The following is a 13,487-nucleotide window of genomic DNA, read 5'->3' as shown; positions in this document are numbered from 1 at the left end:
TCTTAAGATTGGAAAAATAATCGCTTAAGGTTTGGTTTATATAATTTATATATGAAGTCAAGTAAAGAAAAAATCAAAGAACCAATATTAAGGAGCAAGGTTTGAAAGGAGGATAAGTATGGATACACCAATCATGGTAGCAGTAATTTTCTGTATATATTTTGCTTTATTGGAAGCAAATAAAAGGAAATCAAAGAAAAAGGATCAAATTTAGTTTTTATGGAACACACAACATTTTTATTGTATACTGAAAACGGTAGTATGAATATGTAACGCCTGATTAACCCGGAAGACCAGAGAAATATATTTTATAAAACCTCTTCCGGTTTTAAGGCATATCTGTATGGGGGTCCGGAATGATAAATATAGAAGGCATATCTGATAAGAAGATACTTATCATTGATGATGAAACAGATATTTTGAACTTACTGGAGACAGTACTTCTCAAAGAAGGGTTCAGACGTATATATAAAGCTGCTTCAGGTTTAAAAGGTATTGAGGCATGTAAGGTTTATGCCCCTGACATAATTGTTCTCGACATAATGCTTCCCGATATAGATGGATACGAGGTATGCAGGAAGCTCAGGGAATTTACCCTTGTGCCGATTATTTTTCTGTCTGCCAAATCCGACGATGTAGACAAAATCCTCGGTATAGGCATTGGCGGCGACGACTATGTAACCAAACCCTTCAGTCCAAAGGAAGTAGCTTTCCGTATAAAAGCCCAGTTCAGAAGGAGCCAGCTTCTTGGTATAGAAAAAAATGGAAATACGCTTGATAAGGTAATAGCCTTTGGTAATATCGAGCTTAACCCAGGTACAGGAGAAGTCAAAAAGTCCGGAAAACCATTGGCGCTTACAGCAAAGGAGTATCAACTATTATTATACATGGTAGAAAACCGCAACAGGGTTATAAGCAAGCGTAAGCTTTGCGATGACGTCTGGGGAGAGGAATATATCGGTTATGACAATGCAATAATGGTCCATATCTGCCACCTAAGAGAAAAAATTGAGGATGACCCCAGTAGCCCGAAATACATTAAGACTATAAAAGGATTAGGCTACAAGCTATCCGCCAAAACCGAATAGAAGCATGCACCGTCATACCACGCCATTGTGCTTGTATGATTAGTAAACAGGAGGTTTTTATGAAGTGGAAGATTACAGGACGGTTTTTGGCTGCCATTCTGATAACAGTGCTTGTTGTATCTTACTGTCTGGTGGCGTTTAATTTCATCAGCAGTTTCATATATTTTTTCAAGAATAAGGACAATGTAGTCAAGTATTATGGAAAATCCGTAAACCCATCCGAATTTTTTCATAATTTCAGACAAAATATAGAGCTAAAGGATGGCAAAATATACATTGATAGTAAGTATATAGACAATCTAAAGGAAAACCAGCTTTGGATACAGATATTGAACGAAAACGGAACTGAGGTGTATAGCAGGTTTAAACCCTCTAATTTCCCCTATCACTATATCCCAGGAGAGCTTGTCTTATTCAATTCCCAGTCCGGTACTATAAAGGGAAGTACACTGTATACCGGAATATTTGAGAGCGGCAAACGGAAATTCACCTATATTATAGGCTTTCCCTCTCTCAAAACAGACAGGATTACTTTTTACTTCAGCCATACTACGATATTCTGGGATATAGCAAAAATCATCCTTGGCGTTATTCTCACAATAACCGTTGTTTCAATACTATCTGGTTATGTTTTCAGCAGGTGGCTTGCAAATCCCATAGTAAGTATAATTGAAGAAATAAAAATTCTTGCAAGTGGAAACTATTCTCGCAGATATAAAACATGTGGACTTTACAAAGATGTATACAGCAGTCTTGACAATCTTTCTCATGCACTTTCGGCAATTGAATCAGAAAGGGCAAAGACAGAGAAGATGAGAGAAGAATGGATAGCAAACATAACTCATGATATCAGAACTCCTTTATCTTCTATAAAGGGTTATTCGGAAATTCTCCTTGACCCGGCGTATAATCTTTCCACGGAAGAACAAAAAAAGTACGCTGAAGTGATATCAAACAAGACAAATTACATCGGAAATCTGATAGATGACTTAAAGCTGACATACCAGCTCAAAACATCACTTAACCTGCCGGATATGAGAGCAGAAAACCTTATAGACATTGTAAGAGATACAGTAATCGATATTCTCAACCACCCGGAATACGAAGATGCCGAAATCACCTTAGATCATCAGGAAGAAAGTATTATGTTCTCATGTGACTGCATAATGCTCCGGAGAGCGTTTACTAACGTCATATACAACGCATTGGTCCACAATGACAAAGGTACTAAAATAAACATATCTATAAAGCAGGATGACCTTATAGCGATAGAAATTGCCGATAACGGTAAAGGTATTGTGCCCGAGGATCTTGACAGGCTTTTTGACAGATACTACAGAGGAACAAACACAGGGGAGGCACATAAGGGTTCAGGATTGGGCATGGCAATAGCAAAACAAATCATTGAAGCCCACAAAGGTACCATTTCAGTTGCAAGCACTCCAGGTGCGGGGACAAAGGTACTTGTCCGTTTTGTCTGCAAATGACCAAGTTAAGTACCATATTAATCAAAAAAAAATGTGTGCAGATGCTATTTACAAGCTCTGCACACATTCTTTAATAATCAACCCTTAATACAGTTCCCTTCATTGGCTGTAGTTTGACCTTTACTACCGAGTCACGGACGGAACAGTCATTTCCTTCAAACAGATCGGTGATGCGGGTTACGCCATTACCTACCGGTATTTCTATCTCTCTCTCAAAATCACTGTTATTTAGAGCTACAACTAAACTTTTATCATCTTTTCTTCTTTCAAATGCATAGGTACTGCCTGCATTATCCTTTACCAATGTCCGGTACGCTCCCATAAGAGGAGCAAAATTTTCCTTACGTATCCTGATCAGCTTTTTATAGTATTCAAATACATCACTTGCATAAGCATCATCCTGCCAAACCATAGGAGCTCTGTATTCTGGTTCTTCCCAACCCGACATTCCTTTTTCATCTCCATAGTATACAGAAGGAGTACCTGTAAACATCATCTGGAAAAGAGCTGCAAGCTTCTGCCTTCTGATATCTCCCCCGCACTTTGAGAGAAAACGTGGAACGTCATGACTGTCTAAAAGATTCATTTGCCCGTACAGCAGGTTTTTTCTATACCGCATAAGCATTGCATTGACTTTGCCGTCAAAAGCTTCTACACTTATCTGCCTTTTAGCAAAAAACCTGTCACATAAATGGGTAAATCTATAATTCATTGTTGAGTCAAACTGATCTCCACATAGCCACGACTGGGCATCTTCCCATACTTCCCCTATTAGGGCGGCATCGGGCCTAACTGCTCTTACTGCCTTGCGGAAGCTTCTCCAGAAATCATGATCGATCTCATTGGCTACATCAAGCCTCCATCCATCAATATCCGCTTCCTTAATCCAGTAAACGCCTACTTTTGTAAAGTAATCTATAACCTCCGGATTCCCAGTGTTCAGTTTCGGCATATGCTTTTCATATGCAAAGCAATCATAATTAGGCTTATCATAAAATTGAACAGGGAATTCAAGCCTGTAAAACCAATCCTTATATTTGGAATTCTCACCTTTTTCAAGAACATCTTTAAAAGCAAAAAATCCTGCTCCCGAATGATTGAAAACCCCATCAAGAATAACTTTAATACCTGCTTCATGGCATTTGCTGACCATTTCCTTGAAATCCTCTTTGCTTCCAAAGCATGGGTCTATGGAAAAATAGTCGATTGTATCATACTTATGGTAGTTGTTTCCAGGAAAAATCGGGTTTATATAAATACAATTTATCCCAAGCTCCTGCATATAGGGTATGTTGGCTGTTACTCCCCTTAATGTGCCTCCGAGCCTACCTTTGCATATCTCCCCGTCTACAGTCTCCTGGCAGCTTTCTTTCCCGGATATGTACCTCTCTGCTGTGGCAAAACTGTCCGGAAAAATCTGATATATGACCGATTCTTTCAACCATCCTGGAACATCTGCAATTTCTTCCCTTCTGAGGAAAGCAAACTGAAAATACTCTGAACGGTGGCAATCCACCTTATCATGGAACTCATATCCGTAATAGAAAGTTGAAGTGATGCCGTCACTTAACCAGAAGTAGTAACAAACTCTTGTATACTGGCATTTAAGCTCAACTTCAAAGTAATCGTAAAGCAAATCCGAAGCAGCCAACTCCATTTTAATACCATCCATGATAACAGGTTCTACAAAGCAAGCCCTGTCACCATAAAAAAGTACACATTCTTTAAGATCGCCTTTCTTTGCTCTCAGGCGGAGAACTATTGTCCTTTCATCTATTGCATGTGCGTATACAGAGTCATTTGCATGTTCTATAGCCTCAATAAACATTTTATCCTCTCCATGTCCCCAATGTGCCAAATGGATTTTCCCATCAGGCACCCAAAAAGCTATGCTTTTATGGGATTAACTTTATTTTGTCGATCCTGCCATACGGCAGGTATGCATTAGCTGCAGTGTGTTATTATTTGATTCCGCCTACAGTAAGGCCGGATACCATATATTTTTGAATCAGGAAAAATACAATGAGTACAGGGAATGATACGATAAGAGATCCGGCAGCAAAAACCGGCCAGTTTCTCGTAAACTCCGTTCCCTGAAGAGAATACAAGCCCGTCGCAAGGGTAAATTTATCCCTGCTGGTGAGGAAATTTACAGCGTATATATATTCATTCCAGGTTGAGATAAAGATCATTACACCCGTTACTATCAGTACAGGCCTCGCCAATGGAAGTACTATGCTTATCAGTATTTTCAGATGGCTAGCTCCGTCAATCATAGCCGCATGTTCAATTTCTACCGGAATGGAATCGAAATACCCTTTCATGTTCCATATCCCAAAAATAATCATTCCACCTGTATAAACCAGTATAAGTCCTGAATATGTATTCATAAGTCCTAATATTCTGAGCAGCCTGTATATGGCTACCATCGAAAGAATGGCTGGAAAGGCGTTCAGCAGTAAAAACATATATAATGTACCGCTTCTGAGTTTGAATTTGAACCTTGAGTATGCATAAGCAGCAGGAGATGCCACAGCCAAAGCAAAAACCACTGTGCTGAGAGTCAGTATAAGACTATTCTTCGTCCATACAAAAAACGGTTCCTCAAACAGTATCGCCTTGTAATTATCCAGGGTAACATCCTTGGGGATAATCTCCAGAGTTGAGCTAACAAGGGAATTGGATGACTTTAGTGAAATCAATAGGGTGTATATTATAGGTACAAGGAAGAGAATACATACTACTATCATTATTACATGTGCTGCTGAATGCACTAATAAGGTTTTGGATTTTTTACTCTCCATCATTTAGTTCAACTCCTTCCTTTCCCTCATATATCTTTGATTTAGGCCAGTTAAAATTATTATTATTACAAATATCAGTACAGATAATGCCGAACTATATCCATAGTTATTGGTAACGAAAGCTTTTTCAAATACATAAGTAATTATCACATGTATATCTGCACCAGTCTTTGAACCTGTCTGCTGAGTCATAAGGTATATTATGTCAAACTGTTTGAATGTTACAAACGCAGTAATAGTCACGGCCGGAATAAGTATAGGCCTTAAAAGTGGCAATGTTATCCTGGTTACTCTTGAGAGAGTCTTCGCGCCCTCAATTTCCGCTATTTCATAGTAAGACTTATCAATACTCTGTAATCCTCCGTAGATCATCAATATCATGAACGGAAGCGCCATCCACAGGTTTACAACCAGGCAGGCTATAAATGCCATCAAGTCACTATTCAGCCAGTCAACACCCTCAAAATTCAGAGATCTGAGTATCTGATTGAATAGCCCGTATTGATTGTCAAATATACCGTTTCTCCAGATCAGAGCAGAAATATATCCCGGCATTGCCCATGGGATCATGAGGATAGTTTTGTATAATCCGCTGTATTTCAGACCTTCAATATTAAGAATAAGAGCAAAGGTTAAGGCTATACCAACCTGCAGTACCAGATTCACAACAGTCCATATAAGGGTCCGAGCCAGTACAACTATAAATCCCTCATCAAGATTGGTCAATGCTTTTATGTAGTTGTCCGCACCCTTGAAGGTGAAATCTGTCCAGTGAAAAACGTTCATATTTGTCAGAGAAATGTATATTGTATAGATAATAGGAAAAAGGACGATTGCAAGTATAAGCAGCCATGACAGCGATATGTAAGCAAAAGGCCTGGAATTGTCATACAGATTATTTTTCATATATTTACTAGCCTCCCAAAATTGTGCGGTAAAAGCAAAAAACCATACTTTCCTATAATCAAGGGGGGCAGATGCTCCACTCTAAATGGAACACCTGCCAAAAATCTATTTCATGTCTTCTATTAGCTTTAATGCTTCTTTCTGTGCTTTTTCAAATTCCGCCTTAGGATCTCCGTCCTTTTTATTTACTGCTACAAGAGCATTCTCTGTTACTGTCCACATTACATCCATTTCTGGAACATTTGGCATTGGCGTAGCATTTTCTGCTGCTGCTTTCATAGCGCTGATCAATTCATTACTCTTTATTTTTTCTTCTTCATAAGCAGCCTTATGCGCAGGTGCTGCTCCGGTAGACTCAGCCAGTGCAACTCCAAGATCTTTTTCTGTCAGGAAGTTTATAACTTTAGCTGCAGCTTCCTTGTTTTTACATGCTTTCAACATCATTAATCCCTGTACACCTGCAAATGGGCTTAATGCCTTGCCGTTTTTGTTTATTACAGGAGGTGCTGCAAATCCGAGGTTAATACCTGCCTGCTTTGAATTCGGGATTATCCATGGCCCGTTTAATGTAGAAGCTGCTTTCTTTTCGTAGAATAATGTAGTTACAGTTTTAAATTCACCGTCTTTAGGCATTAACTTGGCAAATTCCTTATGGTAAGCAACTGCGTCTATAGTTTCAGGTTTATCAAGACCAGGTTCTGAATTACCATTAATTATGTAGCCGCCGAATCCGTTCATCCATGCTGCAGCATAGTAGGCTGTACTATGTTGCTCTACATATCCGTAGTTTCCGTCTTTTGTTTTTTCCTTCATCATTGCGAGGAGGTCGTCAGTAGTAGCAGGTGGAGTGCTTAATAGGTCTTTATTGTACATAAAAAGCAAAGTTTCGAAATATGCGGGAATCTGATAGGTCTGTTCTTTGAACATCCCTGCTTTCCTCGTCATCGGCAGGAAATTATCAAATTTCTCTGCGGAAACATATTGATCCAGAGGTTCCAACACTCCCATAGTTGCAAACAAACCTATCTTATCATGAGCAAACCATAAGAGATCGGGCGCTCCGTTAGCATCTGCTGCAACCAGCTTCAATGCTTCAGTAACCTTTTCTTTTCTTACAACGTTAACTTTAATAGCCGGTTCCAGTTTCTTAAGCTGTGCACTTATAACATCGGCAATAGCTTTCTCCGTTTCTTGCCATAAGGTCAACTCTACCGGTTTTGCGTCCTCCTTAGATGCCTGTACTTCAGTTGTAGTTCCGTTTTGTGTTTCATCTGTCTTACTGCCCTCAGTTTTTGTACCACAACCTGTTAAAAGCAGGGAAAGTGATAACACAGCAGCTAACGTGGTGGAAATTAGTTTTTTCATATTTACTCCTCCCTTCATTTAGTAAAACGCTTTCCTTCATTCTACATCATAATTAAGTTTATGTCAATCTCCATTTTACCTGTCGTATTAAACCATTTCAAGGTTTCAGGGTATATTTAGTATTGACTAGCTTAATAAATTTTAGGAAAATGTTTTACTAATAAAATATATTCTACAGCAATTGCGAAATTCCTTCTTTTTTACTTAAATTTTTTAAAAATATTTTAGAAACCTTATTAGCCCTGATTTTACTGCGTTTATAGGTATGCCAGTAAAACAATTATGATCAACTACATCAATTTGCACAAAAATTTTTAGGAAAATTTTATTAGTACATACCCATACTTTATGCTATACTATACTATGAATTAAGGTTAATACAATGTTTTCCCTAGTGACAAATGTGAGGTGTTAATTATGGCAGTAACAATAAAAGATATAGCAAAAATAGCTGGCGTGTCAATCTCAACCGTCTCAAAGGTTATAAATGACAGCCCTACTATACCCGATACAACCAAAAATAGAATACGAAAGATAATGGAAGAACAAAAATATTATCCGAACCGTATTGCCAGAAGTTTTGTTCAGCAAAGCTCGAATATTATTGGGATTTTTATGGAACTAAAAAGGTCGGACGCTTTTTTGAATCCGTACCTGTACGAAATTCTCGGCGGTATCGAAGTAATAGCACACGAAAACGGGTACCTGCTTAATCTCTCCAATGTAAGCTCTCTGGTTAATGGAAAAAATGCTCTTGACAAGATCGTTATGGAAAAGCGCGTAGATGGCCTTATACTCCATGTAGCTTCCATAAACAAAAGTATAGTACAAAAACTGGAAGACCTCAACTTTCCATATATAGTAATAGGTCAGCCTAACTTTGAATCAAATGCGTGTTGGATTGATATAAACAACAAGCTTGCAGGTGAAATAGCAACATCTCATCTGCTGGATGAAGGTTATAAGAGAATTGCTTTCATAGGGGGAACCACTGATGATGCAATAACAACAAAAAGGCAGCAGGGCTATATAAGTGTGCTCCAAACAAACGGCATGGGCATCAATAAGGCATATATTAAGGAAGGTGACTCCACGGCAGAAGATGGCTTCAGGCTTATGAACGAATTGCTGGACCTTCCCAAGATACCAGACAGCGTAGTATGCGCAAGTAACTTTATAGCTTTTGGAGCAATGCAGGCAATAAAGAAGAAAAAACTATCCGTACCAAAAGATATCGCAGTAATAGGCTTTGATAACTATCCCTTATCACAGTACACGGAACCAGAACTGAGCGTAGTGGACATAGATGTGTTTGAATTGGGGGTACACGCTGCAAATGCGCTTATGAACAAATTGAAAAATCCGAGTCTGCAAGTACAGTATAATATGCTGTCACCCAACCTGATTGTCAGGGATTCAAGCAAAAGGGGCTAATTACCCCTTTTGCTTCCCCTACTCCCATTAGGCCCTGCACAAGCTTATGTACTTATCATCGGCCCCTATATCTGTCTGTTCTTCTTTTTATTACACTTCCATCTTTTACACCGGAACTTATAGCAGCTTTTTCCGCACCAGCATGTAGTTTCCATCTCTTCAATGAATCAGCAGGTTAAACCACTATCCTTCTTTAAAAACATTGCTTGTATCCCGTTTATAAAATATAATGTTAAGATAGAGGAATACTTACATATTAATTAATGTAATCCTACTAATAATAAAGCCAAAGGAAATTACTTATGCCAAAAAAGTGGAGCGGAAAGTGCAATGACTTTATTGTAATAGATTTCGAAACAACAGGTCTTAGTGCCGAGGCAAATGAAATCATAGAAGTATCAGCATTAAAATACATTGACAGAAAGTTTGTTGGCAGCTACATTACCCTTGTTAAGCCAAAAACCAGAATACCAGGATATATTACACAAATAAATGGCATTACAAATGAAATGGTAAAAGACTCTCCATGTATTGAAGATGTCATGCCAAAACTTATTGACTTCATAGGGGATCTGTTAATAGTTGCCCACAATGCCAACTTTGATATGAAGTTTTTAAAATATCATGCAGAAAAATGCGGATACAAAGTTAGCAACCCTTCACTTGATACTCTGATTTTAAGCCGCAAAGCATTTCCTTCTCTGACAAATCATAAACTTGCTACAGTTGCACAGCATGTTGGCATAAAGGATGGAGGCTGGCATAGAGCAGAATTCGATACAAGGGCGACAGCAGAAATACTTCTGAAATGCCTTGAGTGTCTTGAGCATGAGGTATCATAGAGTGGCATTCAGTCCCCTTAAATCACGTTTTTTTCTCTGCTCTGCACATCTCTTTCTACAGCCTCCATAACCACAACCAGCCTGATCAAAGTGCTGCAAATTCCTGTTCCAGACCCTCTACTTTCTTCATGATATATTCATTTATGAACCAGCTTACATCCTCCAATGGTAGATCTGTGTACAAACCCTCTTTACATTCTTCATCATAATAAAGGCATATGCCCCAAAGCTTTATCTGGGTTGTCTTTCCACGCAGCTTTTTCAGTTCGCTTACCTGACGTTTGATGGCCTGTGCCCTGTTTATTTTCTTCTGTATTTCCAATAATGTTTCATCAGTCATTTTCCAACCTCCTATCTATTATTATAAATACAATTCTTTTTTCCCGGGAATCATATAGATTTTATTTCCCAGTTTATTCGATGTCAATACTTATTTCTAAAGTTTTTGGAAAACTTTTATATAGATTCTCCAATCTTATATAATTGGGCTATGGAGGGATTGACTTGAAAACACTGGGAGACCGCTTAAGAAATGCCCGTGAAAGAAAAAACCTTACACAAATAGACGTCTCAAAGCAGACAGGCATTAATAATAAAACTATTTCAAACTATGAAAATAATGTCAGTTCTCCTGACCCTCTGACACTAAAGCTTTTTGCTGAGGTTTATGAGACTTCAACCGATTACCTCATCGGTTGTTCTGAAAAGAGCGGTAAGAGAGAGGATGAACTTACCCCTGATACCCTTTGTATTGATGTGTTCGGTCTGCCGGATGAGGCTGTAAGACAGATCGAAGATTATGCAGAATTTATAAGATTAAAGTATAAACAGACAAAAACATCCAAAAGACAGAAGTAATTTGGTAAGTTATACTGGTTTGCTCTCTACATCAATTTGATATAAATTAGAAAAGCTGAAGAAAATCATTATTAACTTTGATAACCTTCAGCTTTATTGATTATTATAGATCCGTTTCCAAACAGCTGCTGTATGCAGATGTATATATTATACTGAATGCAATAAGTAACATAGTATATTTAAAATACCAGTCCTGGAGGTAAATTATGCTGGAAAATATTGAAGACATTATTATCCCTATTGCCGGATGTCTGACTGCAATAACAATTGTGGTAACCGTACAGGTATCAAAATACAAACTAAAAGTCGAACAAATCAAGGCTGATGCTCTGGTAAGGGCTGAAGAAATCAAAGCTAAAAACCAGTTAGAGCTGGAAAGGCTGATCAGAGTAGATCATCAAAAATCAAAATACAGTGATAGTATTTCCGGCTCGGATGATTCCCGTACAGTCAGGGAAAAGATTAATAATCAGAGCTGAAGCGGCAACATTTGTATTACTTAATGACCACAAATTCTCCTGGTTTTTAAACTAATAACGTAGTAAAATAAAATTATTACAACAGTATTACATTTGAGTTATATAACCATGACATTTTCAGACCCCTTATTGGGGTTTACATACTCAAACCTCCTTATCGCATATTCTCAGTGCGATATTTTTTTGTCTACCGGATAGAATCGCCTGTACGTATTAATATATACTTTAAAATAAAATAAAAGCTTCCAGAGTATTCTCTGAAAGCTTTTATTTTCATGGTTGCGGGAGCAGGATTTGAACCTACGACCTTCGGGTTATGAGCCCGACGAGCTACCGGACTGCTCCATCCCGCGATGATTAAGTTTGGGCTATATACCTAAAGAGTATTCCCAAATATATAAATTTTTTGTGTTCCTTTTTTTGCCTTGAGTAATGTTAACAATACTCATAATATCACTATATGCATTTAGATATTATTTGGTGCCGGAGACCGGAATCGAACCGGTACGATCGGTAAGGATCGCAGGATTTTAAGTCCTGTGCGTCTGCCAGTTCCGCCACTCCGGCATATTTATTATGGCGTATCACTCATTAGCGACTTTACTATTATATTATATTCAACTATATGTGTCAATATTTATTTGATCCCAATTTTTTACACATTCTTTATAAATAATAAAAACGGGCCTATAGCCCGTTGTATTCATAAAACAAATTAAAACTGTATGGATTTCTTATATCCTCCACTTCCCCTTTTAGATTCAAAGTTCTTCTTAAGGTCGTGTAGTTTTTCATCGCTGTCTTTCATAAATTTAGAAAGGCGTTCTTCAAACGACAGGTTATCGCTGCTGCTATTTCTGTTCCAATCTATCTCCATAGGCCTGCTCGATTTGATTTTTGGTTTATCGACAGCCTTTTTTATAGATAAACTGATTTTCCCATTATTATCTACCGAAATAACTTTTACTTTAACTGACTGATTTTCCTTAAGATGTGTACTAATATCCTTAACGTATTCTTCAGCAACCTCAGAGATGTGAACCAGACCTGTCTTACCACCCGGTAGTTGAATAAAAGCTCCAAAATTCGTTATGCCCGAAACCTTCCCTTCAACTACTTTACCTACCTCAACCAGCATAAAATAAGAAATCCTCCTTAAGTATAATAAGTAATTCGATTATATAGCATATCCGCATCTTTCGTCAAGCACCTGTTCAAGGCACTTTACGGGATATCAGCGCTACAAATTCACACTGCTATATTATTATATTATCATCTATAAAAAGTGTACCCTGGTTGGGAGGTATTATTTGTTTACATCAACAAATACTCTTTCACCGGGCTTTATCATGCCAAGCTCATCTCTGGCTACTTTTTCAGCATACTCATCGGTGTTCATGATCTTCTTTTGATTATTGAGTTCTTCATTGATCCTGTTCTGTTCTTCTATCTTTTTTTGCAGGTTATCCCTCTGGTTTTCTTTTGCATATAAAATTCTCTGCTGGTCAATCATTACGCGGGCAAAAACTACTAAAACAGCGACTATCAAGATCAGCCCGAGTTTGGATTTTTTTCTTTTGCTCATTTAACTTTTGACTCCCTTCCTTGGTATGTACCAGGAAATATTTTGCCCTAATACACTGTCAAAGCTTAATATATATAATTATTCTATATATCGGAAAAAAATCCTTCTGGATTTTCAATTTTTTTGCAATTAAATCTTTTTTCTTCTATGTTTTATCATCCTCCCCCATAACGCAAGCTTTGCAGCCTTGCTTCTGCTTGCTCTCCTCGCTTTTCTCATATATTTTCCAAGGAGTTTAAAAATAAACCGTATCGGAATTGATAGTATTTTAAAAATAATCTTGAATGGATAGGATAAAATAAGCCAAATAGTCTTCACGCACTTAATAGTAATATCGATTACCTTAAGGCTGACCTTCATCACAATTCTACTAAAGGCTAGTGCATAAAAGATAACACCCAGAATCGTTCCTATAAATATAAAACCCCTTATTTCACCTTCATTGCTGTAATATACGGAGGCAAACATAACAAGGGAAACTATGATCCAGTAAAGAAAGTCTTCCAAGTGCAATACTATGCTCCTGGTTTTGACACGTTTCCTTTTAATTCTGAAAATATCATATATAAAGGCTATTGCCATACCACCAAGTATTGAGTATAAAAAAACATATGCCTGACTGCTAACGGAAATTGACAA

General features: G+C 37.8%; 14 protein-coding genes and 2 tRNA genes. 6 read left to right on the top strand and 10 right to left on the bottom strand.

Annotated features, from left to right (window positions below; all coding sequences use genetic code 11):
* The first annotated feature begins 356 nt into the window (after positions 1-356).
* Together N3I35_07230 and N3I35_07225 are read left to right on the top strand one after the other, a co-directional pair.
* Positions 357-1,088, top strand: a complete 732-nt coding sequence (locus tag N3I35_07230) for a response regulator transcription factor (protein MCX8129875.1) — start codon at positions 357-359, stop codon at positions 1,086-1,088.
* 59 nt (positions 1,089-1,147) lie between these two features.
* On the top strand, positions 1,148-2,575 hold the full coding sequence (locus N3I35_07225; GenBank protein ID MCX8129874.1) for a HAMP domain-containing histidine kinase: 1,428 nt from the start codon (positions 1,148-1,150) through the stop codon (positions 2,573-2,575).
* A gap of 70 nt (positions 2,576-2,645) precedes the next feature.
* Here N3I35_07225 and N3I35_07220 read toward each other — a convergent pair whose 3' ends face one another.
* The 4 genes from N3I35_07220 to N3I35_07205 form a co-directional block, all read right to left on the bottom strand.
* Positions 2,646-4,403 (bottom strand): alpha-glycosidase, encoded by a 1,758-nt coding sequence (locus tag N3I35_07220; protein MCX8129873.1) that lies wholly within the window; start codon positions 4,401-4,403, stop codon positions 2,646-2,648.
* A gap of 133 nt (positions 4,404-4,536) precedes the next feature.
* Entirely contained in the window at positions 4,537-5,382 is an 846-nt protein-coding gene (locus N3I35_07215; GenBank protein MCX8129872.1) for a sugar ABC transporter permease, read from the bottom strand.
* Complete coding sequence (locus N3I35_07210; protein MCX8129871.1) at positions 5,383-6,285, bottom strand: sugar ABC transporter permease; 903 nt, start codon at positions 6,283-6,285, stop codon at positions 5,383-5,385.
* Between the two features lie 105 nt (positions 6,286-6,390).
* On the bottom strand, positions 6,391-7,650 hold the full coding sequence (locus tag N3I35_07205; GenBank protein MCX8129870.1) for an extracellular solute-binding protein: 1,260 nt from the start codon (positions 7,648-7,650) through the stop codon (positions 6,391-6,393).
* A gap of 417 nt (positions 7,651-8,067) precedes the next feature.
* On the opposite strand from N3I35_07205, the gene N3I35_07200 reads away from it, so the two are divergent.
* Both N3I35_07200 and N3I35_07195 read left to right on the top strand, forming a co-directional pair.
* Positions 8,068-9,084 (top strand): LacI family transcriptional regulator, encoded by a 1,017-nt coding sequence (locus N3I35_07200; GenBank protein MCX8129869.1) that lies wholly within the window; start codon positions 8,068-8,070, stop codon positions 9,082-9,084.
* Positions 9,085-9,386: 302 nt separating this feature from the next.
* A complete protein-coding gene (locus N3I35_07195; protein ID MCX8129868.1) occupies positions 9,387-9,926 on the top strand; it encodes a 3'-5' exonuclease in 540 nt (179 codons plus the stop codon).
* An 85-nt stretch (positions 9,927-10,011) separates the two neighbouring features.
* On the opposite strand, the gene N3I35_07190 is transcribed toward N3I35_07195, so the two are convergent.
* Positions 10,012-10,266, bottom strand: a complete 255-nt coding sequence (locus tag N3I35_07190) for a hypothetical protein (protein ID MCX8129867.1) — start codon at positions 10,264-10,266, stop codon at positions 10,012-10,014.
* Between the two features lie 164 nt (positions 10,267-10,430).
* Here N3I35_07190 and N3I35_07185 point away from each other — a divergent pair, with 164 nt between their 5' ends.
* Positions 10,431-10,784: a helix-turn-helix domain-containing protein gene (locus tag N3I35_07185; GenBank protein MCX8129866.1), complete on the top strand. Its 354-nt coding sequence runs from the start codon at positions 10,431-10,433 to the stop codon at positions 10,782-10,784.
* A 206-nt stretch (positions 10,785-10,990) separates the two neighbouring features.
* Complete coding sequence (locus N3I35_07180) at positions 10,991-11,263, top strand: hypothetical protein (protein MCX8129865.1); 273 nt, start codon at positions 10,991-10,993, stop codon at positions 11,261-11,263.
* Positions 11,264-11,539: 276 nt separating this feature from the next.
* Here N3I35_07180 and N3I35_07175 read toward each other — a convergent pair.
* The 5 genes from N3I35_07175 to N3I35_07155 form a co-directional block, all read right to left on the bottom strand.
* Positions 11,540-11,616, bottom strand: a tRNA-Met gene (locus tag N3I35_07175).
* Between the two features lie 125 nt (positions 11,617-11,741).
* Positions 11,742-11,830, bottom strand: a tRNA-Leu gene (locus tag N3I35_07170).
* Positions 11,831-11,978: 148 nt separating this feature from the next.
* Entirely contained in the window at positions 11,979-12,401 is a 423-nt protein-coding gene (locus N3I35_07165) for a S1 domain-containing RNA-binding protein (protein ID MCX8129864.1), read from the bottom strand.
* Positions 12,402-12,569: 168 nt separating this feature from the next.
* Positions 12,570-12,848 carry a septum formation initiator family protein gene (locus N3I35_07160; GenBank protein MCX8129863.1) on the bottom strand — a complete coding sequence of 93 codons (279 nt, stop codon included), beginning with the start codon at positions 12,846-12,848 and terminating at the stop codon, positions 12,570-12,572.
* 129 nt (positions 12,849-12,977) lie between these two features.
* Complete coding sequence (locus N3I35_07155; GenBank protein MCX8129862.1) at positions 12,978-13,487, bottom strand: spore cortex biosynthesis protein YabQ; 510 nt, start codon at positions 13,485-13,487, stop codon at positions 12,978-12,980.

The sequence above is a fragment of the Clostridia bacterium genome (genome assembly GCA_026414765.1).
GTDB lineage: Bacteria > Bacillota > Clostridia > Acetivibrionales > DSM-27016 > SKW86.
This window is presented reverse-complemented; position numbering and strand designations above follow the sequence as displayed.

Excerpts from the sequence above, each read along its gene's own strand:
- N3I35_07230 (MCX8129875.1), top strand. The coding sequence starts at position 357 with ATGATAAATATAGAAGGCATATCTGATAAGAAGATACTTATCATTGAT.
- N3I35_07225 (MCX8129874.1), top strand. The coding sequence starts at position 1,148 with ATGAAGTGGAAGATTACAGGACGGTTTTTGGCTGCCATTCTGATAACA.
- N3I35_07220 (MCX8129873.1), bottom strand. The coding sequence starts at position 4,403 with ATGTTTATTGAGGCTATAGAACATGCAAATGACTCTGTATACGCACAT.
- N3I35_07215 (MCX8129872.1), bottom strand. The coding sequence starts at position 5,382 with ATGATGGAGAGTAAAAAATCCAAAACCTTATTAGTGCATTCAGCAGCA.
- N3I35_07210 (MCX8129871.1), bottom strand. The coding sequence starts at position 6,285 with ATGAAAAATAATCTGTATGACAATTCCAGGCCTTTTGCTTACATATCG.
- N3I35_07205 (MCX8129870.1), bottom strand. The coding sequence starts at position 7,650 with ATGAAAAAACTAATTTCCACCACGTTAGCTGCTGTGTTATCACTTTCC.
- N3I35_07200 (MCX8129869.1), top strand. The coding sequence starts at position 8,068 with ATGGCAGTAACAATAAAAGATATAGCAAAAATAGCTGGCGTGTCAATC.
- N3I35_07195 (MCX8129868.1), top strand. The coding sequence starts at position 9,387 with ATGCCAAAAAAGTGGAGCGGAAAGTGCAATGACTTTATTGTAATAGAT.
- N3I35_07190 (MCX8129867.1), bottom strand. The coding sequence starts at position 10,266 with ATGACTGATGAAACATTATTGGAAATACAGAAGAAAATAAACAGGGCA.
- N3I35_07180 (MCX8129865.1), top strand. The coding sequence starts at position 10,991 with ATGCTGGAAAATATTGAAGACATTATTATCCCTATTGCCGGATGTCTG.
- N3I35_07165 (MCX8129864.1), bottom strand. The coding sequence starts at position 12,401 with ATGCTGGTTGAGGTAGGTAAAGTAGTTGAAGGGAAGGTTTCGGGCATA.
- N3I35_07160 (MCX8129863.1), bottom strand. The coding sequence starts at position 12,848 with ATGAGCAAAAGAAAAAAATCCAAACTCGGGCTGATCTTGATAGTCGCT.